Below are 26399 nucleotides of genomic sequence, written 5' to 3'. Positions count from 1 at the left end.
ATATTGAAACCTAAGAGATGAAAGCGTAGTACCTATTACCCGAGTATCACATCTTCAGTATTCATAGGGAATCGAGAGCAAAAGCCCCCGCAAACACGGGAATTTTTGCCAATTTATTTAATAAATTTACTCCAGGAAATTATCACTACCGTTTTTGAATTAGCGGTGTTTGTTGTGACCAAAGTTGACGCCATTTCGGCGCTCGACAATCGTTGAAAGTAAGGGGCCGGCGAACACACCTTCCGAACTCCAGCATTAAGGACGATGGTGTCCGCGTATTTTTAAGCGGACGCGATAGCCCTTAACGTCAGGATTTCCATGCGCCAACGAAGCTCTTACCCGAAACTGTTCAAGGCTCAGATTGTTCAGGAATGCCTGCAACCAGGTGCGACCCTATCTGGCGTTGCCATCAGCCACGGCATCAACGCCAACGTTATTCGAAAGTGGATGCCGCTCTTCCGGGGATCAGCCGCCAGCGGCGCTGCCGGCTTTTGTTCCATTGAGAGCCACGCCAAAACGGCAGGCTGAAACGTCGGCGATCATTGAGCTGCCGCTTGGCGAGCAATCGATCACGGTGAAATGGCCGACCTCCGATCCTGAAGGATGCGCCCGCTTTGTCCGTGGGCTTACCCAGTGATCCGCATCGATGCCATCTGGCTCGCCACCGAGCCGATGGACATGCGCGCAGGCACCGAGACCGCATTAGCCAAGGTGATCGCGGTGTTCGGTGCGGCGAAGCCGCACTGCGCCTATCTGTTCGCCAATCGTCGCGCCACTCGCATGAAAGTGCTGGTGCATGACGGGTTTGGCATCTGGCTGGCTGCGCGCAGGTTGAATCAAGGCAAATTTCACTGGCCAGGTATTCGCCATGGTTCTGATCTCGAGTTGGATGCCGAGCAACTTCAGGCCCTAGTGCTGGGTCTGCCATGGCAACGTGTCGGAGCTGGCGGCGCGATCACACTGATTTAACGGTTGCCATTAGCCTATCGGTCTATCGCCGCGAACTGCCCGCTCTGGCAAAATCCACGGCATGATTTCTTCGCCCAATCTCGACCAAATGTCCCCTGACCAACTGCGTGCCTTGGCAGCGCAGTTGCTGTCGCAAGTCGACACCATGGGCAAGAAGATCCACCGCGACCAAACAGTTATCGAGAAGCTGACCCACGAGATCGCGCAGCTCAAGCGCTTGAAGTTTGCCAAGCGCAGCGAGCAGATGAATCCTGAGCAGGCCAGCTTGCTCGATGACCTGATCGATACCGATATCGCGGCGATCGAGGCTGAGCTTCAAGCCTTGCAAACAGCGCCAACGCCGACCGAGAAAAAGCAAAAACCCAAGCGCACCGCCTTGCCGGCAGATTTTCCACGCACGTTGATCCATCACGAACCGGACAACACTCACTGCCCATGTGGCTGCGCACTCAAGCGTATCGGTGAGGACGTCAGCGAGAAGCTGGACTACACGCCCGGCGTGTTTACCGTCGAGCGCCATGTTCGTGGCAAATGGGTCTGTGATGACTGTGAAACTCTGATCCAGGCGCCGGTTCCGGCGCAGGTCATCGACAAGGGCATCCCGACCGCCGGTTTGCTGGCCCACGTCATGATCGCCAAGTTTGCTGACCACCTGCCGCTTTACCGCCAGGAGTCGATTTTCGGTCGAGCTGGTTTGGCAATTCCACGCTCAACCTTGGCCCAATGGGTTGGTGTTACTGGCGTGCAGTTGCAGCCTCTGGTCGATGCACTGCGCGATGTGGTGCTCGGTCAGCAGGTAATTCATGCCGATGAAACGCCGGTACAGATGCTCGTTCCGGGTTCAAAGAAAACCCATCGCTCTTATGTTTGGGCCTATGCCACCGGCCAGTTCTGCGAAACAGCGGCGGTCATTTATGACTTCAGCCCCAGCCGCGCCGGTGAGCATGCTCGCAACTTCCTGCAAGACTGGAAGGGCAAGCTAGTCTGTGATGATTTCGGTGGCTACAAGGCCAGCTTCGAACTCGGCGTGACCGAGATCGGCTGCATGGCTCACGCGCGGCGCAAGTTCTTCGAACTGCACGCCACCAACAAGAGCATGCTCGCCGAGCAGGCCCTGCGCTACATCCAACTGCTGTACGAAATCGAACGTGAAATCCACCATTTGGAGCCGGATTTACGCCGCCGAATACGGCAAGAAAAAGCCGTGCCGGTGATGGATATGCTGCATGCTTGGATGATCGCCCAGCGTGATTGCGTGCCCGAAGGTTCGGCTATCAGCAGAGCACTGGATTACAGCCTGAAACGCTGGGCAGCTCTGTCGCGCCACCTCAAGGACGGGGCCGTACCCATTGATAATAATTGGTGCGAGAACCAGATCCGGCCATGGGCTCTTGGACGCAAGAATTGGCTCTTCGCAGGGTCGCTACGCAGAGGTAAACGGGCGGCGGCGATCATGAGCTTGATCCAGTCTGCGCGGCTCAACGGGCATGATCCGTATGCCTATCTGAAGGACATTCTCACGCGCCTGCCAACGCAGCGGGCGAGTGATATTGACGAACTGCTGCCTCATAAGTGGACGCCTGTTTAACTGCGCAAGGTTTGCATGCCTTCACTAGCCGCATATTTTCATGCGGCCATAACGCCGATCATGAGCCAGGAGGCTTACAACACCAACGCATAAAACCGCGTATCAACCACCATCAAAGGAAAACCGGCTGGCAGATCCTGCTGTTCTATCAGCTCGAAGCCGTGCTTTTCATAGAAGCGATGGGCAGCTAGAAACCTCTCCGTGGTACCTAAATAAATCCGCTTTACGCCACGCGCTTTCGAGGCTTCAATCAGGAGTTCAAGCATCTGCTTGGCCACACCAAATTCCCGCCCTCGCCAAGGCGCTGCAACGAACATCTTGCGTAAAGCGACTTCGCCATTGCCAATGTCCTTCAGACCAATCGTTCCGATCACTGCACCCTGTCTCCGGGCTACCCAAAAGTCACCGGTGCCGGTCTGGTAGAACGACTGGATTTGCATCAAGTCTGGCTGATCCTCAGCTGAAATCGCAATTCCGAACTCCTCACGTTGGATAGGCACGATCAAAGCCATTACACCTTTCTCGTCGCCTGGCGCATACCGATCAATGCTGATGTCATTCATGGTCATAGCTCTCCAGTGTTCGATCAAAGCCCTAACAATGCCCGTTCCGTTATGTTTTGGCAAGAAGCGCGATAATCAGCTGCTGCTGAGCCTTGAATAAGCGTCCAGTCAACACCTTTCGAACCTCGGCACTAAGGGCGATGGCTCAGGAAGGCGTGTTTCCCGGACGGTTACGAAAAGCTGACGGCGCGGGTCAATGCTCCACACGTTTTGCCTGAACTTAGCCACTCGATAGAAGCATTGCCATCAAGCTGAGCAATGTACAGGTTCATTGCTGCATTCGACACATCGCGCATCCAAGTCGCTCTCGATTCAAGGAGCCTTCTTGCTTGACTTCGGCAGTAGCTTCGTTGCCTTCAACAACAGCGTCTCCGCTTCTTCGATCGCAGAATCTGCGCCTTCCGCCCAGGTTCAGTCTGACTCCTCACGAACGTTGTCTGTGCTGGATGTGTACTGGCTTTGAGTTGGATCAGTCTTGCGTCGGCAAAGCACGTACGGCCTCGACCTTGGACTTGGCCACTCGCGGCTCGTCAATGCCAGGTGCATTGCATAGGTTCCACTGCGGAGCTACTTGCCAATCCCAGTAAAAACCAAGCTTGCTCAGCGGCTCATCGGCGAAACTACCGCCAATGGAGCGCTCTGGCACAACGACAATTACCTGCTGCAAGCCCTGGTTATGCAGCTTATCCAGCGCGATAAACATCAGGGCGCGGGACTTACCTGATGCTGGGGGCGACTTGATCAGCAAGTACTGCTCGCCCCGCTTGGCATAGGCACGCTCCTGCATGGTACGCATGCCCAACTCATTAGCCTTGCTGGATGCTCCAGTGTGCGCTGTAGCAATGGATACCGACGGCACCGTGTAGCTGTTGGTCGGGTTGGTAGTGTTAGTCACTGTGATTCATCCTCCATGAGGGTGCCGTCGCCCGCTAGTTCACGTTCAATTTGTTCAATGCTGGGCAAGCTGGTTTGCAATTCGGCAGGCAGAGATTCGAGCAATTTGTATTCGGCAATGCCCATGGGCTGGGTCTTATCGCCCAGCGCATATTCGGCCACGATCTTGTTTTTGCTCTTGCAGAGCAAAAGGCCGATGGTGGGGCTGTCATGTTCACCTTTGACCTGGCGATCCACGGCCGTCATATAAAACCCAAGCTGCCCTAGGTGCTCGGGCTTGAACTTGCCGGCCTTGAGCTCGATCACCACATAGCTGCGCAGCTTAAGGTGGTAGAACAGCAAGTCGATGAAGAACTCGTCGCCACCTACATCCAGCAGTACCTGCCGCCCGACAAATGCAAAGCCTGCGCCCAGTTCCAATAGAAACTCGGTGACGTGTTTTACCAGTGCGTGTTCGATCTCTCGCTCCTGCGCCTCATCGCGCAAACAGAGGAAATCAAAGCGATACGGATCTTTCAGAGACTCGCGGGCCAGGTCGGACTGCGCCTTGGGCAAGCTGACATCGAAGTTAGTGACCGCTGTACCACTGCGCTCCAGCAGGCGAGTTTCTATATGGATGTTCAGCACATTGCGTGACCAGCCGTGTGCAATTGCGCTTTGAGCATAGGCTAGGCGCTGTTGTGGATCCTTCAGTCGGGTCAACAGCACCAAATTATGCCCCCAGGGCAATTGTCCAACAGCCTGTTGGACAATTGCGGCATCTTGCCAGGCCTCGGCGAAAGCACGCATATACATCAGGTTGGCGCGGGAAAATCCCTTCATATCAGGAAAGGCGGTGCGCAGGTCATGCGCCAGCCGCTCGATCACCTTGGCCCCCCAGCCTTGCTGTGCCTGACGGGTCAAAATATCATTGCCGATCTGCCAGTACAGCTGCACTAGTTCGCGGTTCACAGCTAGCGTGGCGCGCTGCTGGGCGCTGTGGATGCGGCTTTTGAGGTCGGCCAACCACTCGCCGTAGCCCTCGGGTGGGGTTGTCAGGCTAGTAGGAGTGTCGCTCATGCCATTTTCCCTCGTGTCTTTTTCGGTATGGCCTTCGCTGTATCTGCTGTCATCTTGGTGTAGAGGTCAAATAGCTTTTCCAGCCGTTCGGTGTCGTTTCTAAAACGGCGACCGATATAGATACGCTCCAGCACCTCATCGTTGCGCTCATGGGCACGGCGGAGGTCATCCGGCATGCTGTCTGGCTCGTACAAGTCGGCAATGGTGGCGGGAAAATGGGCTTCGCGGGCCAGCAGAATGTCCTCGGCGCAAGCAGTCAGATCGGCCTTGTTCTGTTCGGTGAGTAATGGAACTGGGAAGGTGTTCCAGCCCGAGAGTATTGGAGTAACGGTAGTCAGTTTTCATCTTCCCGCAGATGGTGGCAACCCAGACCAAATGCAGGCGGCTAGCAATGAGCCCCATGCACCAATGTGGGGCATCATAAAATGCGAATGCCTCTGTTACGATGGCTCCGCGTGGAAATAGAGACACGGGTAGATAATCGCGCTGCTCCGAAGATGTTTTTGCAACAATCATTACAACTTCATCGCCGGTCTGCCGAACCTCTCCGAATCTGTATGGTGCATCGCCAAGCTTTTTCGTTGCTGCTCGATCACTTGACTGACGTTTTTCTTGCACGCTCTCAAAACGGGTACGGAGCCAGAGATTGGCAGAAGCATCCTCGTAATCGGCTGGGCCCACCCAGATGCAACGACGCTCAATACCATTAATAAATTCTTTCGTGCCTAATGCCGGACGAATAAATTCCGGTTGTACTTCATGTTGCTTAATCGCTGACGTTCCATCATCAAAGCTCATCAATAGGTGGCCGCCATCGTTCGGCATGCTACCGAAGCTCATTTCTGCTAGACCACTTATTGGTGTTGAACTAGGCGCAACAATGACGTTCTTTGCAGGAATCAGGTAAGGGTTGATGTTTTCAACATCTTTTACGGTGAGCGTTCCTTCCTTCTCTGCAACAAACAGCCTCCGACTTTTACGGGCCTGATTTGAAAGACCCACAATAACGACCGTCACACCTGCATTTTTTGAAGCCAAATTTTTCCACTTGAACGAAGTGTGTGCGAACGCTATTTCGTACCCTTCCGCCAAGATCAGTGGCCACAAAACCGGAACCTGCTGACCTTGGCAGATAGAGTTAGTTGTCACGAGTGCCGTCGCAGTTTTTGTCTGTTTGCCGTATTCAACGGCCTTCATAAACCAACCAGCGACATAATCCAGCGTTCCAAATGTGCTAGTGCGCTTTTCAAAGACAAGCTTCAAGTCCGCTTTACGGCTTTCAGCTTCTTTTTTCAAACGCTCCTTTTGCTCGTTACTCGCGTCCTTTGGCGGCTTGACGTTTGAGCCAACGTACGGCGGATTGCCGCAAATGTATGTTTCGCCACCCTCGTTCTTGAAATCTATCTCCGCCTGATTCAGCGGCGTGCCAAATAAGTCATCGGCCACAACTTTGACGCCCGTGCCCGTAGGCGGGCAAATGCTCAACCAATCCAGCCGCAACGCATTGCCGCAAACAATCCAGTTTTGCGCATCCAGCGGCAAAAACTCAGCCAGAGCGTCCTGCTGACCACGATACAGCACGTCGCACTGAAACTCGGCAATGATCAGCGCCAGGCGGGCAATTTCTGCTGGAAAGTCGCGCAGCTCGATGCCGCGAAAATTAGTCAGTGGGATTTCCGATTTATTATTGGCTTCGCCTCGACGATTATTGATCTCTGCCTCGATCTCGCGCATCTGCTTGTAAGCGATGACTAGGAAGTTGCCTGAGCCGCAGGCCGGGTCGAATACGCGGATATGCGCCATGCGCTTGCGAAGGTTCAGCAGCTTGGATTTGTTGTCACCGGCCGCGTCCAGTTGCAAACGTAGATCATCCAAAAACAGTGGATTCAAAACCTTGAGGATGTTGGGTACGCTGGTGTAGTGCATGCCCAATGCACCGCGCTCTTCATCATCGGCCACCGCCTGGATCATGCTGCCAAAGATATCCGGATTAATTTTTTGCCAGTTCAGGTTGCCAGCGTGCAGCAGGTAAGTGCGCGCCATTCGCGTGAAGCGTGGTACTTCAGTGCTACCAGAGAACAGCCCGCCATTCACATAAGGGAAGGTGTTGGCCCAACTGGGCAGGCGCGGCTGAGCAGTGACGCGCTCGACCTGCTTGACGTTCATGGCTCGGAAGATTTCCGACAGCACCTGGTTGGTGTTAGATCCGTCACGCTCGCTCCAGCGTTCTACAGTACGTGTGAACACGCTATCGCCATCAAAAATATCGGTGTCTTCGGCAAAGAAGCAGAAAATCAGCCGTGCCATAAAGTGGTTCATGTCATGGCGGCGTTCAGCTTTAGCCCAGTCTGGGTTTTCATTCAGCAGCTCGACGTACAACTTGTTTAGGCGGCTAGTGGCGCGCACGTCGATGGGATTGTCCTTGATCTCCTTGATGGTGGAGATACCGGCCAGCGACAGCAGGAAACCAAAGTGGTTGGGAAGGTCTGGATAGTCGCAGGTGATGGTTTCGCCCGTGATTAGCTCTTCGGCCTCCAGCGTTTGCCCGTCGGTGGCAAGGATGAACTTGGCTTTGGCTTTTGTGGTGGCAGAGCTGCTACGTAGAGCCTTCAGCGTTTCACCCACGGTGCCGAACTCGCATGTAGCGATATGAATGTTGCTACGCAGTAGCACCCCACCAGGTACGTCCGAAGCGTTGTTGTTACCGGCACGCAGACGTTTGAGCGCGGTTTCCTTGTTACCAAATGCGGCCAAAAAAGTGAACGGAAACTCCGCTGCGTCAAAAGGCTCAAGGGCTAGATCCGATATGGCGGACTCAATTTCTACTGCATTCATGGTTTACCACTGTCCAGATCGCGTATGCATGGGTACGGCGAATTTAGCCGTTAATTTGTGGATGATGACTAGACCGCTTGAGGCGCTTTAACCTTCGTGCCCATCACAGCTCGACATGATAACTCCGATAGCCTCCATAAGGCCGTGTTACGTGCGACGACAACGGAGCTGCTGAAACTGTGAAGGACGCATTGCAGCAAGGAAAATAGGCGCAACAGGCGGTATCAACGATAGCGATTAAATAAACCAGCCTACGCGAGTAGAGGCCCCTAGCCGCCGTAAGGTCGCGACCAACATTAGCGATTAAATGATTCATATCCAAAAAATGTGTGCATTTCGAATAACGCTCGGAGGCATCCTCCGATGTCTCCCCTGCAGGGGCAAGCTGTGCATCAATCTAATGCAGATGTGCAGGTACCTCTTCCGGCCATGCCTTGGGAAGGGAGATTACGTGATGGCCCCTTTCACCTTAGGAAAGACACGCGAATTCGGTGTCAAACGGTTGATCGCTTTGATTCCAGTCCCATTGTGCTTGCCGGGAAAATTATCGAGCCCATAGCTGATAGCTCTTCGCTTCGAACTCTCGGCCAGAAAAAAGGCCTTGCCATGCAAGACCTTTTTTCTTCTCTCGGGCACGTGCGGCCCTTGTTATCTCACCTCAACAATATCCAAAGCCCGATTCGCCAACAACTCACTCAGCTCAATCACCTGCTGAATCCCCAACGCCACATGCCGTCGTGAACCCTCTAGATTGGATGCCAGGTCTCCGATCATTGCGTTCGCCGAAGCGAGGTTTTCACTGAGGATGGCAAGCAAGCATTCGGAATCCACGTCAGAAGCGATAGATGGTGTTGGGGTTGTCGGACGTTTCTTTCTTCGGCTTGGGATTCAGGTAGTAATCCAAGGTCCGCGTCGCGGCATCATCAAACTTTTTGTTACGGGCCGATTGGACGCGGGAGATAGTTTCATCTGTTTCTGGGGGGCGGTGTAATTTTGACCACGGTAAAGCTCCTAGAGTCTGTTGGAGCTACCACCATCCGCTGCGAAACGAAGTTAGGGCGGCAGCTGTACGCGGGTTCGCAGACCGGGACTCTAGGGACCGGCAGACCCGAAGGTCTCCCACGCACAGCCACCTCTGACGAAAATCACAGACATGGGCGATCTGCTTTCGAAGGTGACGTTGTGCGCCTATAGAGTCCGGGCTGCGAAACCCGATCACTGATGAGCAGTGACTAGATTCAAACTACCGGCGCTGGCCTGGGCGCACAAGCCGGCGGATTCTGGCGTAGTTGTAGGCAATGACGCAAGACAGCGTCAACTAATCCTAGGATTCAAGCGCCGCGATAAACAAACCATTCCTTCACCCCCAACCTATTCACCTAAATCACCCGAGGCTGAGTCAGTTTCCAATCGCTTTAACGATTGGTGACGTTCACAGTGATAACCTGCGCGCTCTTCTACAAATGACATTGGATCAATAATGAAAAGCTGTCTGAGGACGCTCGGAACCAGCCTCGCTAACAGCACGGTGATCCCCGCCGCCTGGTTATCTGGCCTTACCACGACAGCACTCGTATGGGGCGTGATTGCGTATTGGCCCGATAAGCTTTCCGTCTTAGGACACCAGCTCTTCCTGGCTTCTGTTTCTATTTTTTGCCTTTCCGTATGGCATTTGATCCGGCGCAAGAGACGAGCAAAAGCACTCGTAGCATCCATCAACCTGAAAGAAGGTTTAAGCCTTGACGATACTCAGCTGCTCGGTTTTCCAAGCCCCCTGTTTGTTGTCTTTGACCCCTCCAGCAAGAAACTCGCTCAATGCCAAAGCGCCACCGGCGATTATCAAATTCGAGACTTCACGTGGGTCACAGGCTGGCACTTTGAGTGGCAACAGATTGACCACAGGGTGTCGGGCGGGGTTCTTCGAATAGTCGATGGGGCAGGCATGAGCATTCCAGCCGACGAGATTCGGCGTAGATTCATAAGATTCTCACTGGTTTTGACGGCTGCCGATACAGGTCATCCTCCCTTCCGTTTCCCAATGAACCGGAGCGCAGCTGAAGGGTGGTGTACCCGGTGTAATGTGCTTTTCAGCTGCTAGATACAAAGCCACAACGCACCTCCTACTCCAGTCTCTCAAAGCCCAGTTCATACACGAGTGCACTCGGTATCATTTCGGGACTCTCGGATACGAAAAAGGCCTTGCTCAGCAAGACCTTTTTTACGCCAAGAGAGCAAGGAACGCCCTGCCCTACCTCACCTCAACAATATCCAAAGCCCGATTCGCCAACAGCTCGCTCAACTCAATCGCCTGCAAAATCCCCAACGCCACATGCCGCCTTGACCCATCCAGGTCAAACGCCAGATCACTAATCATGGCATTCGCCGAAGCCAGGTTCTCACTGAGGTTCGCAAGCAGACACTCAGAATCAACATCAGGCGCGATAAGAAACAGCGGGTGAGCGTTGTCGGACGTTTCTTTTTCAGGTGTGGGCTTCAGGTAGAAGTCCAAAGCTCGCGCAGCAGCATCGTCGAGTTTTTTGTTTCGGGCCGATTGGGCGCGGGAGACGGTTTCGTCTGTCGATGGAGGGTTCGGAGTAACTTTTGCCATTGTCTTGCTTCCTGTAGTTGGAGCCATCACCCGCTCGCGACTAAACGATGGGAGGCAGCTGTACGCAGGTTAGTCGACCGGGGAAACAAGAAACCGGCGCGTCCGAGGACGCCCTGCGCACAGCCACCATCGAGTGCAGGATGGGAATCCTGACTGGATGACGCCTTGCACAACCTGTTTCACCCTGGGCGACTAAACCCGATCACTGATGAGCAGTGACAGGACTCAAACTACCGACGCGACCCAAGGCGCACAAGCCGGCGGATTCTGGCGTAGTTGTAGGCAATGGCGCAAGGCGGTGCCGGCAAGCGGAAGGGGCTTGTCGGAGTCCCACAACGAAGATTAAACAAGTACGAAAATCTGGAGCGCTACTGCTGGGAGCAGCGCTTATGACGATCAACCTTAGAGCTTGAAGTCCTTACCATCACGAATAACGTGTCGCTGTTTTTCGATTTTTGCGACACGTTCCTCGCTCATGTCGCTGGTGACGACATGAGCGCGGAACGTGTCGTCGAAATGGGGTTTTGGCGACATGACAGGCTTCTTGGTCGATTTGGTAGAAATTCGGAAAATACCGATTTTCATCGCGGGCAAGCCTTGCTCCCACAGAGGCAGCTCTCACAGGCAGCTTTCATAGCCAGCTTTCATGGTGCCTGCCACCACTGAGTTTGCTTCTGCAGAGCCGGCATCATAGGCGGTTGGCTTGAGTATGATGGTGGGCTTGATGGCATCATCGCGAGCAGGCTCACTCCCACAGGGGTATGCGGTGGCTGTGTGGTTTGTGCAAAAAAGCGTCGGGCAGGTGACCAAGCCTGCCCGATGCCAACGACTTGATGAATCAACCTAGCGTATTCAGGCACACCACCTTCGGCTGGGTCATTTCTTCATACGCAAACCGCACCCCTTCCCGTCCCAAGCTGCCGTATTTGGAGCCGCCAAACGGCATGGCGTCGAAGCGGAAGTCGGAGGAGTCGTTGATCATCACCCCGCCGGCTTCGATTCGCCGTGCAGCGCTCATCGCAGTGGCCAGGTCATTGGTGAAGATCCCGGCGTGCAGGCTGTACTCAGGTTCGTTGGCCAATTCCACCGCTTCATCAAACGTCTCGAACGGCTGCAATACCACCACCGGGGCGAAGACTTCGTTGCGCCACAGGCGGCTGGTGTGGTTGACGTTTTCCAGGACGGTGGCGGCGTAGCAGGCGCCTTGGCGTTGATGGCCGCAGAGTAAGGTGGCGCCTTCTTGCAGGGCTTCGTTGACCACGTTTTCGGCGTTTTGCGCGGCTTGAGGGGTGATCATCGGGCCGATGTCGGTGTCGGCCAGCAGGGGGTTGCCCACCACCAGCGCTTGGGCCTGGTTGACGAAGCGTTCGCGGAAGGCTGCGTAGATCGGCGCCTGGATCAGCAGGCGTTGGGCGCCGATGCAGTTTTGGCCGGCGGCCCAGAAGGCGCCGGAGAGGCAGCTATCGATGGCGGCGTCGAGGTCGCAGTCGGCCATGATGATGACGGGGGCGTTGCCGCCCAGGTCCATGGCGAGTTTTTTCAGGCCGGCGGTGCGGGCGATTTGTTCACCGGTGACGAAGCCGCCGGTGAAGGAGATCATTCGCACTTCGCGGGCGGCGACCAGGGCTTTCCCCAGTTCGGCGCCGCCGGTGGCAACGGTGACCGCGGTTTCGGGCAGGCCGGCGCTGACCAGGTACGAGACCAGTTTGAGCGCCGACAGCGGCGTCAGCTCGGACGGTTTGAGGATCACCCCGTTGCCGCCAGCGATGGCCGGGCCGAGTTTGTGGGCCACCAGGTTGAGCGGGTCGTTGTAGGGGGTGATGGCGACGATCAGGCCAAGGGGTTCGCGTGTGAACCAGCCCTGGCGCGATTCGGCGCCGTCGTAGGCATCGAACGGCACCACTTCACCGGCGTTGCGCCGGGCTTCTTCGGCGGAGAGCTTTAGGGTGTTGATGCAGCGTTTGACTTCTTTTTCCGCCTGCTTGAGGGTCTTGCCGGCTTCGTCGACAATCAGCCGGGCGAAGATCCGGGCGTCGCGTTGGATGTTCGCGGCGGCGTGTTCGAGGATGCTGGCGCGGCGATGCCGGGGCAGCGCGGCGCAGGCTTGGGCGCCGCTGCGAGCGGTCGCCAGCAGTTGCGGCACTTGCGTGGCGCAGACATCCGCCACACTGCCGACAACGCTGCCGTCAAAGGGGTTGAGGACGTCGATTTGCGGTTCCGCCACCGCCAAGGCCAGACGAGATACGTTCATGGTGGTCTCCTAGTTGCGCGCGGCAGATTGGTGGATGGCGATGATGTCCGACAGCAGGGCGAACGCGGTTTCCGTGCGCCCTGCTCCAGGGCCGGACACGGTCACGGCGCCGAGCAGCTCGCTGGTGAACGACACGGCGTTGGTGGCGCCACTGATGCCGGCAAGTGGATGCTCGTGACTCAGCAGGCGCGGTTCGACGCTGGCGCTGATGGAGCCGTTGGCGTGGCGGCTGGCGGCGCCGATGAGTTTCCAGCGGGCGCCGTCCTGGCGGGCTTTTTCGATGTCGGCCAGGCTCAGTGAGGAGATGCCGTTGCACGAAACGTCGGCGACGGTGAGCTTGGCGTCCAGCAGTTCGTTGGCGAGGATCACCACTTTCAGGCGCACGTCGTACCCTTCGACATCCGCCGTCGGATCGGCTTCGGCATAGCCCAGCGCTTGGGCTTTGCTGACCGCTTCGGCAAAGCCCAGGCCGCCTTCCATGCAGGTGAGGACGAAGTTGGAGGTGCCGTTGAGGATGCCTTCGAAGCCGACAATCCCGCTGCCGGCCATCGCCTGTTTGGCAACACGAATCACCGGTGTGCCGCTCATCACCGAGCCTTCGTATTCAAAGGCGACGTTGTTGCGACGGGCCAGAGCCTTGAGTTCGGCGCCGTGCAGGGCGATCGGGCCTTTGTTGGTGGTGACCACGTGTTTGCCGCGCTCCAGCGCCCAGCGGCAGAACGAGGTGGCGGGCTCGCCGTCCACCGGATTGGTGAAGGTGGCCTCGGCGATGATGTCCGCGCCGCTGTCCTTGATCACGGCTTCGTTGAGGGCTTCGGCGGAACCGCCCGGCCACTGCGCGAAGGCGCCTTTGGTGGCGGGCAGTTGGGCAAGCAGCGCGGCATCGAGGCCTTCGCGGCCCATGACCGAGCCGAGGAACAAGTCGGTCACGCCGACGATTTTCAGGGTGAAGCCCAGCTCGGTTTTCCACTGCTGGTTACGCTCGGCAATCAGTTGCGCCAATGCCCGGTTCACACCGCCGAAGCCGACCAGCGCCAGTTTGTATTCAGTCATTTTTGTTGTGTCCCTTGATCCGGGTGATGGGTTGTTGGAATCAAGGTTAGGGCCGGGGCCAGGGCAGTGAAATAGGCCAATTTGCTCTATTTTTTGGGCGTTTTGACCAAGGGCTGGGCAGGGTGGTGAGTGTGGGGAAAAGCCAATGGAAGTTGGCTTTGTGGCTCAGGTTGACGCAGGGCATTTGGGACAGGATCGCTACCCCCCGGCCAACACAAACCCTCTGTGGGAGCGAGCCTGCTCGCGATGGCGTCAGGTCAGTCAACATTAAAGTCGGCTGTTCTAGCGCTATCGCGAGCAGGCTCGCTCCCACAGAGGGTTATGTGTTGGGGTTCAGATTACTGATGACAGTACGAACGAGGTGACGGTGTTCTCCACCCCCGGCAATGCCGAAATCTCTTTCCAGACCTTATGCACCCGCTCCGGGCTCGCGGCGCCTACGCGTAGCATCAGGTCGAACTCGCCGCTCATCACATCGCACTGCTGCACTTCCGGCATGGCTTGCAGGGCCTGTAATACGTCGGCGCCGCGCATGCGGTCGTAGCGGTAGACGAAGATCACTGCGTTGATGTTCGACGAGGCATGAGCGCCCTCGCCGGTGCGGACGGTGTAGCCCTGGATCGCGCCGTCGCGTTCGAGCCGTTCGATGCGTTGGCGCACAGCGTTGCGTGAGAGATTGACCTTGGCCGCTAGCTCGGCGTGGGCGGCGCGGGCGTTGAGGCGCAGTTCGGCGATGATGCGTTCGTCGAGGGGGTCGAGGATGCGCTTCACGGGGGCTCCTTACAGTGCGTCGAGCAACTGATGGATCGTGTCGAGTGCGTCCGGCTGGATGCGATGGATCTGCGCCGGGCCATGGGCCGAAACCGGAAGTGGTTGAACCGCAACATTGATCCCCAACTCACCCAGCAACGCCGCCGATTTGACCGGCGAAATTTCCCCCAGCGTCACCATCGGCGCCACCAGGCTGCGCCGGTACAAACGCGCCGCGAGCACGCCCGTGGCGGTGTGCGGATCAATGACATAACCGGTGTCGCGATACAGCGAAGTGATCTCCTCCAACGTCTGCTGATCCGTGACCGCGTAGGAGTCGATGATCATCCGCGCCTGCAACCAGAACTCGTTGGCGATGGTCATTTCGCCGCTGGTTTCGAAACGGTCCATCAGCGCGCTCACCGCCTGGTCGTCATGCCCATAGAGCTCCCAGAGAAAGCGTTCCAGGTTGGAGAAGATCGACAGGTCCATGGCCGGTGACAGGGTCTTGTTGGCGCGCAATCGAGAGTAGTGGTTCTTCAAAAACAGTTGATGCAGCGCGTCGTTCTGGTTGGTCGCGACAATCATCTGAGTGATCGGCAAGCCCATTTTCTGCGCAATGTAGCCGGCATAGACCTCGGCAAAACTCGCCGCTGGCACGCTGAAGCCAATCGGCCGCTGACCGCCGCCCAGTTGCAGCACGGCGTGGAAGTAGAACACCAGTTGCGCCAGCACACCGATCCAGTTGCTGGAGTTGAAGCTGATCGCCTCGTGCTGCGCCCACGGCCACTGGCGGAACAGGCGGCTGACGAGGGTCTGGCAGTCGTCAAAACTACCATTGACCGCAAATTGATGAACCCGCGGATGCGCCATCGCTTGCAGCTGTTGAAGCTGGTGTTGCGGTACGCCGGCCTCCGGGTAAATCACCACCACCGCAACTTCGTCGCAGTGCTTGAACGCTTCGATGGCCGCCAACCCGGTGTCGCCGTTGGTGGCACCGATCACTACGGCGCGTTGGCCGTTTTTGCGCAGAAAGTACTGCACCAATCGAGCCTGGAGCTGGGCGGCGAAGTCCTTCGAGGAGCGGGTCGGGCCGTGGAACAGTTCCAGCACCCATTCGTTGCGGTCCACTTGATGCAGCGGCGCCAGGGAGCGATGGCTGAACTGGCTGCCCGCTTCCTTGAGCATGCGTTTGAGGTCCGCCTCGGGAATCGCCTCGCCCACAAACGGACTCATCACTCGATAAGCCAGTTCGTCATAGGACAAGGTCGACCAATTGGCAATCTCCTGGGGTTCGAACAGCGGCAGCTCCAGCGGCACGAACAATCCGCCGTCCGGGGCGACTCCCGATAACACGACCTTTTCGAAATCGACCTGCACGGCCGAGTTTCGGGTACTTACATAGCGCATGGTTGGCTCCGGCCATTCATTTGAAACGATGTGCCTGCTCGACCAGCCAGGTGGCGAACATGACGGCGTCGGGGTGCTGCTCGGTCCCGGAGCCGCGTACCAGGTAGAACGACTCGCTGGCTTCGATACGTTGGCTGAAAGGTTCGATCAAGCGTCCATCCTCAAGCATGTCAGCGACCATCGACGACCGGGCCAGAGCGATCCCCTGCCCCAGTTCGGCCATGCGTAAGGTGCAGACCAGCGTGTCGAACTGCATGCCCGTCGACGAGTCGACGTTGTCGGCACCGACCATGTTCAGCCAGTAGCCCCAGCCTTCTTCATACCCCAGTACATGCAGCAGCGGATGCTTCGCCACGTCCGCCGGCTGCTTCAGCGGTGAACGCGCCATCAGCGCTGGCGAGCAGACGGGGAACAAGGTGTCCCAGGTCAGTCGCTGCGACACCAGGCCGGACCACTGACCATGGCCCCAGCGAATTTCCAGGTCGTCCTCGCCATCCAGCTCCTTGACCCAGATGTTGCTGATGTAGCGGATGTCGACCTGGGGATGGGCTTGGCGAAAATCCACCAGTTTCGGTGCCAGCCAGTGCACGAAGAATGCGAGGCTGCCGCGGACCTTGATCGGCCGCCGCTTGTGCTGGCCGAAAATCTCGTTGGTGCCCACCGCCAGCCGGGTGATCGCGTCCTGCACCACCGGCAGGTAGGACTGGCCTTCCTCGGTCAGCCCCAAACCACGGGGCAGGCGCTTGAACAGCGCCACCCCCAGGTGACTTTCCAGTTGGCGGATCTGCTGGCTCACCGCGCCTTGCGTCAGGCACAACTCCTCGGCAGCGTGGGTGAAGTTCAGGCAACGGGCCGACACTTCGAATGCCCGCAGCCAGTTCAAAGGGGGTAATGGTTTCTGCTTCATGATCCGGTTCTCGTCTACGCCCCTTTCCCCCGAGCACGCCGGCTAGATAGCGTCGGACGGCTGTGCCAACGGGTTCAGCAGCAAGCGTTGCTCGCGGCCTTTGCGGGTAATGAAGTACACGAAATAGCACCAGGCGATGAATGGCAAGCCAAAGTACAACGCCACTCGTTGTTCCGGGTCGAATGCAATCCCGACACACGCCAGCCCGCAGGATGCCAACGCCCCCAGCGGAATCCACGGATAGCCGCGTACGCGGAACTTGAGCTGGCGGACATCACCGCCGTTGGCGACGTAGTGGCGGCGGAAAGCGATCTGGCTCGCGGCAATGCTCATCCACACGACGACCACGGCCAGGCCGGAGATCGACACCAGCGCCAGGTAAATGGTGTCGGCGGCAAACACGCTGCTGAGCAACGAAGCGGCGCCGCCGGCCATGCTGACGATAATCGCGTTGAGCGGCGTGCCCATGCGGGTCAGGGCCGAGAACTGCTTGGGCAGGTGCCCTTGGTCGCTCAGGGTCCAGAGCATCCGCGAGGCGGCGTACAAGCCGGAATTGGCCGCCGACAGCAAGGCGCTGATGATCACGAAGTTCATGATGTCGGCGGAGTACGGGATGCCAATGTAGGTGAACACGGTGACGAAGGGGCTTTCTACGATCCCGGCCTGCTCGCGCGGCAGCAGGGTCGAGAGGACGAAGATGGTGCCGACGAAGAAGATCGCCAGGCGCAGCACGGTGGTGCGAATGGCCCGCGGCACGTTGCGTTGCGGATCCTTGGTTTCACCGGCGGCGATGCCGATCAGTTCGGTGCCGGAGAAGGCAAACGAAACCGCCAGCAGCGTCATGGCAATCGGCATGAAGCCCGTGGGGAAAAGCCCTTCGCGGGTGAAGTTGCTCAAGCCGATGCTGTGGGCCTGATCGATGTGCAGCAGGCCGAGAATCGCGCCGCCGCCAATCAGCAGGAACGCGATCACGGTCGCGACTTTGACCAGAGACAACCAGAACTCGGTTTCAGCGAACAATCGCACCGAGACCACGTTGCTCAGGAACACCACCCCGGCGAACAACGCGCTCCAGATCCACACCGGCGTATCGGGAAACCAGCGCGCCATCAGGATACCGGCGGCAGTGAATTCAGAACCGATGGCCACGGTCCAGGTCAGCCAGTACAACCAGGCCACGGTGTAGCCGGTGCCTGGGCCGAGAAAGCGTGTGGCGTAGGTGCTGAACGAACCGGTTTCCGGCATCTGCACCGCCAGTTCACCCAGGCACATCATCACCATGTACACCATCAAGGCGCCGATGATGTAGGCGATCACCGCACCCAACGGGCCGGCCTGGTTCACCGTGTAGCCGGACGTGAGGAAAAGCCCGGTGCCGATCACGCCACCCAATGCCAGCATGACGATATGGCGTGTTTGCATTTCCTGCTTGAAGCCGACCTGCGTACTGAGTTGTTCTTGTTTTATGGACATGGTTGTTCTCATGAAAGTCGTGAGGATACGCCCCGACCTCTGCGCTGAGTGACCGCACAGAGGCAACACGGGTCGTCATCCGGTTTTATTATTTTCCTATTCATGAACACCCCAGTGACCGCCTTGTCGCTGGGGTCTGACGCTGACATTTCAACGGGTGGTTTCGGTGCACACTTCAAGGAGTGAGGCGTGCGTATTCGTTTGCGTCCGCTGTTCCCGCGACGCCCGGACATAGGCGAACGCCTGCTTCAAATCGTCGAGCAAATCGTCGGTGTCCTCGATGCCCACCGAGACCCGCACCAGCCCCTCGGAGATGCCCAGGGCCAGCCGTTCCTCCAGGGTGTTTTCGACATGGCTGGTGGTGCGCGCCGGGCCATAGATGGTTTCCACCGCACCCAGGTTGCCCGCGCAGTGGGCGAAGCGCAGACGGGGCAAGAGCGCTGTGACGGTGTCCATGCCTCCGACCAGGACGAAGCTGACGATGGCGCCAAAGCCAGCCATTTGCGCGCACGCCACGGCGTGGTTCGGGTGGCTGGACAGGCCGGGATAATTGACCGATTCCACCAGCGGTTCGGTGCACAGGAACTCCGCCAGGGCACGCGCGCTGGCTTGCTGCTGACGCATGCGCAGCACCAGGGTTTTCATGCCACGAATGATCATGAAGGCCGAGAATGGGTCCAGTGCCGCACCGTTGATTTCCCGATAATGCCGCACCTTGGCCATCAGGGATTCGCGGCCACAGACCAGGCCACCGAGCACATCGCCGTGGCCGCTGAGGAATTTGGTCGCGCTGTGGATGACCACGTCCACGCCCAATGCCAGGGGGTTCTGATTGAGCGGCGTGGCGAAGGTATTGTCCGCCACCACCATGGCGCCGACTCGCTTGGCCGCTGCTACCAGACGCTGGATATCGAGTATCTTCAGGGTCGGGTTGGTCGGGGTTTCCAGGTACACCACCTGGCAGCCCTTGGCGATTTCCCGTTCGATCTCATCGTGATCGACGGTCTCGCACAAGGTCGCTTCCACCCCCATGCGTGGCAGGAACTCTTCGAAAATCTTGTTGGTGCCGCCGTAGCTGTCCTTGGTGGACACCACCCGATCGCCCTGGGCCAGGAAGGTGTAGAGCACACTGCTGATCGCCGCCATGCCGGTGCTGAACGCCACGGCGGACTCGGCCATTTCCAGTTCACGGATCTTGGCTTCGAGGGTCTCGACGGTGGGATTGCTCATGCGGCTGTAGATAAAGCCCGGCGCCTTGCCCAACGCGACGTCATACCAGGCGTCGATGTCGTCGTAGCCGTAGGCGGCGCTGACCACGATGGGGGTTTGCGTGGCGTTGTAGGGATGCCTGACTTGCTCGCCACCCCAGACCGCCCGGGTTCCCGCTCCTGCGTTATCAAGCCCTGCGCTGTCAGGTTTGTTATTCATTGAGGCTACTCGCACTTAGGGGGGTGAACACTGAGTCACTCAGCGGATCTGGCAGCCAATATAGGGAAAAGAAAACCACCCGAGAAACGATGTTATCGGTGCCAAAGGTCTGCTTTTTTTAATGGCTGGGTGCGAAGATGCGGCGGGAAGTCGATGCTTTAATCATGGAGAGGGAGCCTTGCCTATGACTGACAAATCCGAACTGAACGCCACCCAACACCAGCACATTGCCCCCACGGCGCGAATCGCCTCAAGCGCTGTGCTGGATGGCAATGTGTCCATCGGTGCCGGTACCGTCGTGGGGCACGGCGCGGTACTCATCGCGGAGGGCGGCGCTTTGGTGATCGGGGAAAACTGTATCGTCATGGAGAATGCGGTCATCCGCAGCACTTCCCACGATGACTGTCGGATCGGCAATCACGTGATGGTGGGGCCGCACTGTCATCTGACCGGTTGCCGGATTGACGATGAGGTGTTTGTCGCCACCGGTGCGTCCGTTTTCAACGGCGCTCGCATCGGCAAAGGCGCGGAGATCCGCATCAACGGGGTGGTGCACATCAGGACCGTGGTAGAGCCAGGCGCGACGGTGCCAATCGGCTGGGTCGCCGTGGGTGACCCGGCGCAGTACTTTCCTCCGGACCAGCATGAGCAGATCTGGAACGTGCAGAAGGATCTGGATTTCCCCCGATACGTTTTTGGCGTCGACCGCGAGAGCGAGGGGGCCGTCCGGCAAATGATGGAACGTTACGCACGCTTCTTGCGTGAGCGCAGCGATTCCACGAAAGGTTGACTCTGCTTGGTCTGCAGGACCTTTGGCGTTGAGGACGAACACCTCGCTGAACAGGCGGGCAACTGACCGACAGTGAAGCATTTGGTGGCGAGTTGACGATCAGCCACCCGGGCGAATAACTACCTTCCCCCGAGCATGCCCAGTAGCGACCTTTTCCAACGCCGCCCGGGTTTCCGCCAGCGTGAAGGTTGAGTCAATGACGATCTGCAACTGCCCCGCACTGAACTGCCGAATCGCTTCTGGAAGGGAAGGCACCGCGCTGGCAAAGAAAACGAACTCACCCGCGTGACCGTCCCGGCCTTCGATATTGAACTCCACCAGGGTCGAGATGCGTCCGCCTGGGCGCAGCACTTGCCAGGATTCCTCCAGCGTTTCGCCGCCCAAGGTGTCGAGCACCAGGTCGATTTCGCCCACGCTGCCCAGGGTCTGGGTTCGGTAGTCGATGACTTCATCGGCGCCCAGGCTTTTCAGCAGTTCGAGGTTTTTTGCGGAGGCCGTTGCGATCACATGGCAACCGGCGAGGCGGGCCAGTTGGATCGCCATGCTGCCGACGCCGCCGGCGCCAGCATGGATCAGCACACGTTGGCCGCGCTGCAACTTGCCGATGTCGAAAAGCGCCTGGGTGGCGGTGCCATATGCGGTCGGCAATGCGGCGGCCTGTTCGAAACTCATCTGCGTGGGAATGACGCAGAGCTCGGAGGCGGCGATGACCATATGGGTGGCGAACGCACCACCCTGCGAGGGGGAGGTTCGGCCGACCACCCGGTCTCCGGCCTTGAGGTCGCTTACCTGCTCGCCGACGGACTCAATCACGCCGCTGAAATCGGTCCCTGGCGCATAGGGGAATGCCACCGGGAAGATCGGCTGCATGTAACCGGCGAGGATCTTGACGTCCAGCGGGTTGACGCTGGCGGCCTCGATGCGCACGACCACATCGTTGGCTTGTGGCTGTGGCAATCTCGCTTCGCCCTCGACGACGACATCCGGGCCGCCGAACTCATTAATCAAAGCGCTCTTCATGGAAACCTCCTTTCAGGCCTGAGCAGGGAACTGGCCGAGTTGGGCGAACAGGGCAAACCAGTCTTCCATGTGCCACGTTGTGCTCAGCTTCGCGTCACGGAACGTGTGGAATTCATGAATGCGGAAACTGACGTGCTTGCCAGTGGCGGCGATGCCGAAGAACTCGCCCGCATGGGTACCGGTGATTTCGGCACGCACGCCCATTTTCCCGGGCTCCTGGACCATGTCGTGGACGACGATCCGCACATCGGGAAACGCCTGGACGAAGCTGCGAATGATCGCCTTGATGCCTTCCGGGCCAGGCGCCTGGCCGGGTGCCAGCGGGATGTCATCCCAGCCACGGGTAAGTACTTCGTCAACGAGGTCTGGCTGTTTGTCGCTGAACGCACGGTAGAAGGTTTCGACAGCCAGGCGCTCGGCATGCAGCTGTTCTGCAAGGAGAGTGGTTGAAGAGGTCATTGGGGTTCTCGCCATTGAAGTGGGGTGGTAGCGAGAGTTTGGGATTGAGGGCTATGATCCGTCTAACAAATAGCCTATATGAATGATTATTTGATTTATGGATTTTCATGGAATTGATCTGAACTTGCTGGTGGCCTTCGACGCGCTGATGACGGAACGCAATGTCACCCGCGCGGCGGCTCGGGTGGGGGTCAGCCAGCCGGCGATGAGCGCCGCGTTGGCGCGGCTGCGAACGCTGCTCGGCGACGCGTTATTTGCCCGCAGTGCCGAGGGGCTCCTGCCCACGCCCCGGGCTCGGGATCTGGCGGTGCCGATCGCCCAGGCTCTGCAACAGCTTCAAGTCGCCTTGGTGGAGCGGCCCGAGTTCGAGCCCGGGAAGGCTTCGCTGGTGTTCAAACTCGGCCTCTCCGATTACCCGGCCTATGTGCTCCTGCCGGCGCTGTTGCAAGCACTCGCAGAACAGGCGCCGGGGGTTTCGGTGAATGTGTATGCATTCAACGATCGAGACCATGCGGTCGACATGCTGGATAGCGGCCTGATCGACGCGGCAGTGGGCGTGCCGCCGACACAGGCGGCGGCGCGGATATTGAGCCGGACCGTGCTCACCGATGAATTCGTCACCATCGTCGCCCATGACCATCCAGTCGCCCGTCGTGCCATGACCTTGAAGACCTATCTGGAACTGCGCCATGTGCTGGTCTCGCCTGAAGGAGACTTGCACGGTCTGGTGGATCACGCCCTTGCTCAACAGGGCAAACAGCGCGAACTGGCCCTGACATTGCCGCAAATGTTCGCAGTGCCCTCGCTCATCGCCCGCACCCAGTTGACCGCCACGGTGATGAAACGGGTGGCGATGGGCGCGGCGGGCAGCAACAAGCTGGTGATGTTTCCACCGCCGGTGACGTTGCCTCGGATGGCGTTCGACCTGATCTGGCATCGGCGCAGCGAGTCTCATCCGGCGCAGCAGTGGTTCAGGGGATTGATAGCGGATGTTGCTGGGCGGGTTTGATGATTTTCCCCGTTGGCGGTCTTTCAATGCACACAAACAAACCTGTGGGAGCGGGCTTGCTCGCGAATGCAGTGGGTCAGTCGCTATCTATTTTGACTGGTCTGGCGCCATCGCGAGCAAGCTCGCTCCCACAGTGTTCCGGGACTGACCGCTGGATGAGTGTTCACCGCAATCCCTTGTTGGAGCGAGCCTGCTCGCGATGGCGGTGGGTCAGTTACTGCGATTTTTTACTCTCAGCCCATCCCAATCAAACCGATGACTTCTGATGTTACGCTTTGGCTCAAGCCAACCTGACTTTCTTTAACGTATTTTTTAAAGCAGCTGCCAGTTCGTCCCAATCTTTGGCTATCTCGCTATAGACGGGAACCTCCCAGTTGCATTCAGCAATTAGCGACACTCTAAAAAAACCGGACTCACAAAACTCGGGATACCATCCTATATCGATTATTTGCTCGAAAGGAAAGGATGCTTGAAATAGATCCTCTTTCAAATCATCTATTATCTCTGCCACGCCTACCGATTGATCAAGATGAGAAATATCATCAAAAGCTATTACGCCACCAAGAGCCTTTATTTCATGAAGATCCATAAGTTATTTTTTCTTCTTGATCAATTTTCTAAATGACTCTTCCGAAATCGGATGCCCATGGATTGTATTTGCGCTTAGCTCAACTCTCATATATCTCGTTTCCTTTCCGTCGTTTGCGCCAATCGTTCGCCCCATGTCCATTACCTTCCACGGCTTTCCGTTGTTTACGTCCTGCCCATTCGCAAAGGCCAGACGCTCAAGAGCCTCTATATCAGTGTCAGGAAGATACTTGGCTGCTCCTCCATTTGCTGTGGATTTAACTACAGATGACCATGGTGCCTTTGGCGCAACATGCTTGTTTCCGTGCCTCGTCCATTGAACATCAGGAGCGCTTGGCGTGCCTTCATTTACACTTGTTTTTTGTTCAGGCGCTTCGACGCCCCGTCCGGGGTTGCATTTGTTTCCTTCCGGACAATCCACCAACCCCAACGGATCCACCCACCCCGTCGGGTTCAGGGTGTACCGGTACCCATTGAGCCCACCCGCCAGTTTGCTCGGGTCAGGCGTCAGGTAGCGGCCCGTTTCCGGATTGTAGTAGCGGTGCCGGTTGTAGTGCAGGCCGCTTTCCAAGTCATGGTATTGGCCTTGGAAGCGCAGCGGTTGTTCCAATTGTTCGCCGCCGCCGTGCTCGATCGCACGGACCTTGCCGTAGCCGTGGTAGCGCGCCGACCAGACGATCTGGCCGCCGTACTTGGTCAGTTCCTGGGGGGCCCAGGTGGTCGAGGTGTTACTTCGGATGGCGTTCGATCTGATCTGGCACCGGCGCGGCGAGTCTCATCCGGCGCAGTAGTGGTTCAGGGAATTGATAGTGGATAGCTGGGCGGGTTTGATTTTGCATTTGATGTTGTGGGTGTCTGATCTATAGCTATCGCGAGGCTGCTCGCGATAGCTATAGATCAGTCGACAGAAAACTAAAGCTTAGTTCGGTACGCGTTCAGGAAAGACTCCTCACCCTCACTCCGCATCCATGATGCTTTCTGAATTTTGCAAAAGTGGCTACCGCTTGCTGTTCGCCAGAAACTAAATTTTCATAGAAATTCTCATCAAGCGCCCACTCTGAAAAAACTAACTGAGTTCGGCTATCATTAATACCTGCGCATTTATAGTTGAGCTGCCAATAAGCTGACAGGTGCCTGTCCGCAATCTCAAAGAAATCTGCTGCGTAAGCCAGAGGATACTCATCGTATTCTTCGTCACATAGGTAAAACCAAGGGCAACCATCTCTCAGCTCTATACCGTAAACCACATATTCCTTATCTATTTCCAGGTTTAGTTCACCATCCGGCATCGACACGTACCGCCTAACCCGCATACTTGCATCTGGCGCCAAGTTTTTATCATTTATATTATTTATTCGACATATCACTTTCATTACTCAACAACTCCTGGCGGTACGGATGGGTCATTTCCCCATGGCTTCACGTCATGAACGCTATGCTTCTTAAATTTAAAATCAAGAAGCTTTCCTGTATTCGGATCACGGACATAATGCACCACGTAATCGTTCCTATTATTCGACTTTACCTTTAGCTCCCATTTTTCCATCCCTTTAAATGTTGGGTCTTTAAGGTCTTTTATGATCAAAAAACCATAACCTTTCTTGGCGCTGTCTAGCGTCATTTGATCCTGAAGGCTTTTAGGATCCCGACTCCATTTGTCTTGTTTTGATGAGACTGGCAGCCGCGGCCCACCCTCATCCACCAGAGCCTTACCCGCCGGATCCTGTTCCCTAACCACCGTTGTCGATTGGGGTGGTGCATCTGAGGTCGGACGCGTGTGGAGGGCTGGATGCGAGCCAGTTGGCGGAACTGGCTTCGCAGGCTAAGCATCATGCCAAGGAGGTGCCGGGGGGGGAGTTTGTATTTGGTGGAGGCTGAGCCTATTGAACCAATGGGGGCATAGGTTGAAGCTCAACCAATGGGATTGATCTTACGAGCTATTCTGCAAGCGATATGACATAGCCAGGCTTCACTCGTTTCCCAGACAGTCCAATAACTGTAGTAACAACTCAGCTCACTTAGCAGATACTCCTTCATCTCACATTCGGCTTTTCTTTGCTTAAGTAGAACGTCAAGCTCCTGCAGAACTATTTTTAGAATTTCCAAGTCAGACTCTGAAAGGAATGCATCTAGCGCTTGTTCAGCGGTTTGATACTCGACTGGCCAATCTTGATGAAAATAAGCCCCAAAAAAATCATGCAGTTCTGGAAATTGTTGATTCATACTTCCGGAAATCCTGTTATCAAAAAGTATCCTGCTGGCTGTTGTTTATCTTTTTTCAAGACGAGTAATACTTTGTGTGCTGGCAGGTAGTCGGTACGGCCATTTATCAGACTGACTCCAACTGGGTGAGCAAAGACATGAGTCACTGTCGTCTTGTCTTTTTTACCCGCCAAGAATTTTTCGATTTTCTCCTGATTGGCTGCTAGCGTTCTAGCTGCTGATAGCTCAGCTGTAGTTCGGTCCGGAAACGTTGAGGCGGCGGGAACATTTGGCTCCTTCTCTATCCTTTGGGCTAATTGCGCATCCGTCCTACCAATATGTTTCTCAATCAAATGCCCACCGCGAGCCTCATGCGCCGCTAAGCCGCCTCCCGGCACGATCTCGCTAAACGGCCCGTCAGCCTCGATATCGCCAGGACAGTTACAAGCCAACCCCAACGGATCCACCCACCCCGTCGGGTTCAGGGTGTACCGGTACCCATTGAGCCCACCCGCCAGTTTGCTCGGGTCAGGCGTCAGGTAG

General features: G+C 57.0%; 25 protein-coding genes and 3 pseudogenes. 6 read left to right on the top strand and 22 right to left on the bottom strand.

Annotation, left to right across the window (positions count from 1 at the left end):
* The first annotated feature begins 318 nt into the window (after positions 1 to 318).
* From FBY02_RS19285 to FBY02_RS19275, 3 genes are all read left to right on the top strand, one after another.
* The gene (locus FBY02_RS19285; protein WP_144929826.1) at positions 319 to 528 is read left to right on the top strand and encodes a transposase; all 210 of its coding nucleotides are present in this window, start codon (positions 319 to 321) and stop codon (positions 526 to 528) included.
* A 105-nt stretch (positions 529 to 633) separates the two neighbouring features.
* Positions 634 to 969 (top strand): IS66 family insertion sequence element accessory protein TnpB, encoded by a 336-nt coding sequence (gene tnpB / locus FBY02_RS28455; RefSeq protein WP_178112095.1) that lies wholly within the window; start codon positions 634 to 636, stop codon positions 967 to 969.
* A gap of 61 nt (positions 970 to 1030) precedes the next feature.
* Complete coding sequence (locus FBY02_RS19275; RefSeq protein WP_144929824.1) at positions 1031 to 2557, top strand: IS66 family transposase; 1527 nt, start codon at positions 1031 to 1033, stop codon at positions 2555 to 2557.
* 74 nt (positions 2558 to 2631) lie between these two features.
* On the opposite strand, the gene FBY02_RS19270 is transcribed toward FBY02_RS19275, so the two are convergent.
* From FBY02_RS19270 to FBY02_RS28450, 5 genes and pseudogenes are all read right to left on the bottom strand, one after another.
* A complete protein-coding gene (locus FBY02_RS19270; RefSeq protein ID WP_144929823.1) occupies positions 2632 to 3126 on the bottom strand; it encodes a GNAT family N-acetyltransferase in 495 nt (164 codons plus the stop codon).
* 502 nt (positions 3127 to 3628) lie between these two features.
* Positions 3629 to 4015: pseudogene (locus tag FBY02_RS19265) on the bottom strand (DEAD/DEAH box helicase family protein); the annotation flags it as partial.
* Positions 4012 to 5073, bottom strand: coding sequence for a YhcG family protein (locus FBY02_RS19260; protein ID WP_144929822.1), 1062 nt, complete (start codon positions 5071 to 5073; stop codon positions 4012 to 4014). The gene FBY02_RS19260 and the pseudogene FBY02_RS19265, both read right to left, overlap by 4 nt.
* Positions 5070 to 7908 (bottom strand): annotated as a pseudogene (locus tag FBY02_RS19255) (class I SAM-dependent DNA methyltransferase). Before FBY02_RS19255 ends, FBY02_RS19260 begins: the two are co-directional and overlap by 4 nt.
* A 648-nt stretch (positions 7909 to 8556) precedes the next feature.
* Positions 8557 to 8739 carry a DUF6124 family protein gene (locus FBY02_RS28450; RefSeq protein ID WP_256662541.1) on the bottom strand — a complete coding sequence of 61 codons (183 nt, stop codon included), beginning with the start codon at positions 8737 to 8739 and terminating at the stop codon, positions 8557 to 8559.
* Between the two features lie 649 nt (positions 8740 to 9388).
* On the opposite strand from FBY02_RS28450, the gene FBY02_RS19245 reads away from it, so the two are divergent.
* Complete coding sequence (locus FBY02_RS19245; RefSeq protein ID WP_144929821.1) at positions 9389 to 10006, top strand: hypothetical protein; 618 nt, start codon at positions 9389 to 9391, stop codon at positions 10004 to 10006.
* Positions 10007 to 10156: 150 nt separating this feature from the next.
* Here FBY02_RS19245 and FBY02_RS19240 read toward each other — a convergent pair whose 3' ends face one another.
* The 9 genes from FBY02_RS19240 to FBY02_RS19200 form a co-directional block, all read right to left on the bottom strand.
* A complete protein-coding gene (locus FBY02_RS19240; protein ID WP_144929820.1) occupies positions 10157 to 10516 on the bottom strand; it encodes a DUF6124 family protein in 360 nt (119 codons plus the stop codon).
* A 402-nt stretch (positions 10517 to 10918) separates the two neighbouring features.
* Positions 10919 to 11101: a hypothetical protein gene (locus FBY02_RS19235; RefSeq protein ID WP_144929819.1), complete on the bottom strand. Its 183-nt coding sequence runs from the start codon at positions 11099 to 11101 to the stop codon at positions 10919 to 10921.
* Between the two features lie 253 nt (positions 11102 to 11354).
* Positions 11355 to 12767: an aldehyde dehydrogenase family protein gene (locus FBY02_RS19230; protein WP_144929818.1), complete on the bottom strand. Its 1413-nt coding sequence runs from the start codon at positions 12765 to 12767 to the stop codon at positions 11355 to 11357.
* 9 nt (positions 12768 to 12776) lie between these two features.
* Entirely contained in the window at positions 12777 to 13820 is a 1044-nt protein-coding gene (locus FBY02_RS19225) for a homoserine dehydrogenase (protein WP_144929817.1), read from the bottom strand.
* Positions 13821 to 14153: 333 nt separating this feature from the next.
* Positions 14154 to 14591 carry an Lrp/AsnC family transcriptional regulator gene (locus FBY02_RS19220; RefSeq protein ID WP_144929816.1) on the bottom strand — a complete coding sequence of 146 codons (438 nt, stop codon included), beginning with the start codon at positions 14589 to 14591 and terminating at the stop codon, positions 14154 to 14156.
* Between the two features lie 9 nt (positions 14592 to 14600).
* On the bottom strand, positions 14601 to 15980 hold the full coding sequence (gene thrC / locus FBY02_RS19215) for a threonine synthase (RefSeq protein WP_144929815.1): 1380 nt from the start codon (positions 15978 to 15980) through the stop codon (positions 14601 to 14603).
* Positions 15981 to 15996: 16 nt separating this feature from the next.
* A complete protein-coding gene (locus FBY02_RS19210; protein WP_144929814.1) occupies positions 15997 to 16887 on the bottom strand; it encodes a LysR substrate-binding domain-containing protein in 891 nt (296 codons plus the stop codon).
* Between the two features lie 42 nt (positions 16888 to 16929).
* Positions 16930 to 18360, bottom strand: a complete 1431-nt coding sequence (locus FBY02_RS19205; protein WP_144929813.1) for an amino acid permease — start codon at positions 18358 to 18360, stop codon at positions 16930 to 16932.
* Between the two features lie 150 nt (positions 18361 to 18510).
* Positions 18511 to 19788, bottom strand: coding sequence for a cystathionine gamma-synthase family protein (locus FBY02_RS19200; RefSeq protein ID WP_144929812.1), 1278 nt, complete (start codon positions 19786 to 19788; stop codon positions 18511 to 18513).
* Positions 19789 to 19972: 184 nt separating this feature from the next.
* On the opposite strand from FBY02_RS19200, the gene FBY02_RS19195 reads away from it, so the two are divergent.
* Positions 19973 to 20578, top strand: a complete 606-nt coding sequence (locus tag FBY02_RS19195) for a gamma carbonic anhydrase family protein (RefSeq protein WP_144929811.1) — start codon at positions 19973 to 19975, stop codon at positions 20576 to 20578.
* 99 nt (positions 20579 to 20677) lie between these two features.
* Here the strand turns inward: FBY02_RS19195 and FBY02_RS19190 are convergent, their stop codons facing one another.
* Complete coding sequence (locus FBY02_RS19190) at positions 20678 to 21598, bottom strand: NADP-dependent oxidoreductase (protein ID WP_144929810.1); 921 nt, start codon at positions 21596 to 21598, stop codon at positions 20678 to 20680.
* Positions 21599 to 21610: 12 nt separating this feature from the next.
* Complete coding sequence (locus FBY02_RS19185; protein WP_144929809.1) at positions 21611 to 22057, bottom strand: ester cyclase; 447 nt, start codon at positions 22055 to 22057, stop codon at positions 21611 to 21613.
* A gap of 97 nt (positions 22058 to 22154) precedes the next feature.
* Here FBY02_RS19185 and FBY02_RS19180 point away from each other — a divergent pair, with 97 nt between their 5' ends.
* On the top strand, positions 22155 to 23066 hold the full coding sequence (locus FBY02_RS19180; RefSeq protein WP_144929808.1) for a LysR family transcriptional regulator: 912 nt from the start codon (positions 22155 to 22157) through the stop codon (positions 23064 to 23066).
* Positions 23067 to 23346: 280 nt separating this feature from the next.
* On the opposite strand, the gene FBY02_RS19170 is transcribed toward FBY02_RS19180, so the two are convergent.
* From FBY02_RS19170 to FBY02_RS19145, 6 genes and pseudogenes are all read right to left on the bottom strand, one after another.
* Positions 23347 to 23655, bottom strand: a complete 309-nt coding sequence (locus tag FBY02_RS19170) for a hypothetical protein (RefSeq protein ID WP_144929806.1) — start codon at positions 23653 to 23655, stop codon at positions 23347 to 23349.
* Between the two features lie 3 nt (positions 23656 to 23658).
* Positions 23659 to 24382, bottom strand: a pseudogene (locus FBY02_RS28610) (RHS repeat domain-containing protein); the annotation flags it as partial.
* A gap of 207 nt (positions 24383 to 24589) precedes the next feature.
* Positions 24590 to 25027: a hypothetical protein gene (locus FBY02_RS19160; RefSeq protein ID WP_144929805.1), complete on the bottom strand. Its 438-nt coding sequence runs from the start codon at positions 25025 to 25027 to the stop codon at positions 24590 to 24592.
* On the bottom strand, positions 25027 to 25275 hold the full coding sequence (locus tag FBY02_RS19155; protein WP_144929804.1) for a hypothetical protein: 249 nt from the start codon (positions 25273 to 25275) through the stop codon (positions 25027 to 25029). Before FBY02_RS19155 ends, FBY02_RS19160 begins: the two co-directional genes overlap by 1 nt.
* A 290-nt stretch (positions 25276 to 25565) precedes the next feature.
* A complete protein-coding gene (locus tag FBY02_RS19150; RefSeq protein ID WP_144929803.1) occupies positions 25566 to 25877 on the bottom strand; it encodes a contact-dependent growth inhibition system immunity protein in 312 nt (103 codons plus the stop codon).
* Positions 25874 to 26399: RNase A-like domain-containing protein (locus tag FBY02_RS19145; protein WP_306085255.1), on the bottom strand; the 526-nt coding region annotated here is incomplete at its 5' end. The genes FBY02_RS19150 and FBY02_RS19145, both read right to left, overlap by 4 nt.

Source organism: Pseudomonas sp. SJZ078, from assembly GCF_007828255.1.
Lineage (GTDB): Bacteria > Pseudomonadota > Gammaproteobacteria > Pseudomonadales > Pseudomonadaceae > Aquipseudomonas.
The sequence above is the reverse complement of the archived record's forward strand: the minus strand, read 5'-3'. Positions and strand labels throughout refer to the sequence as shown.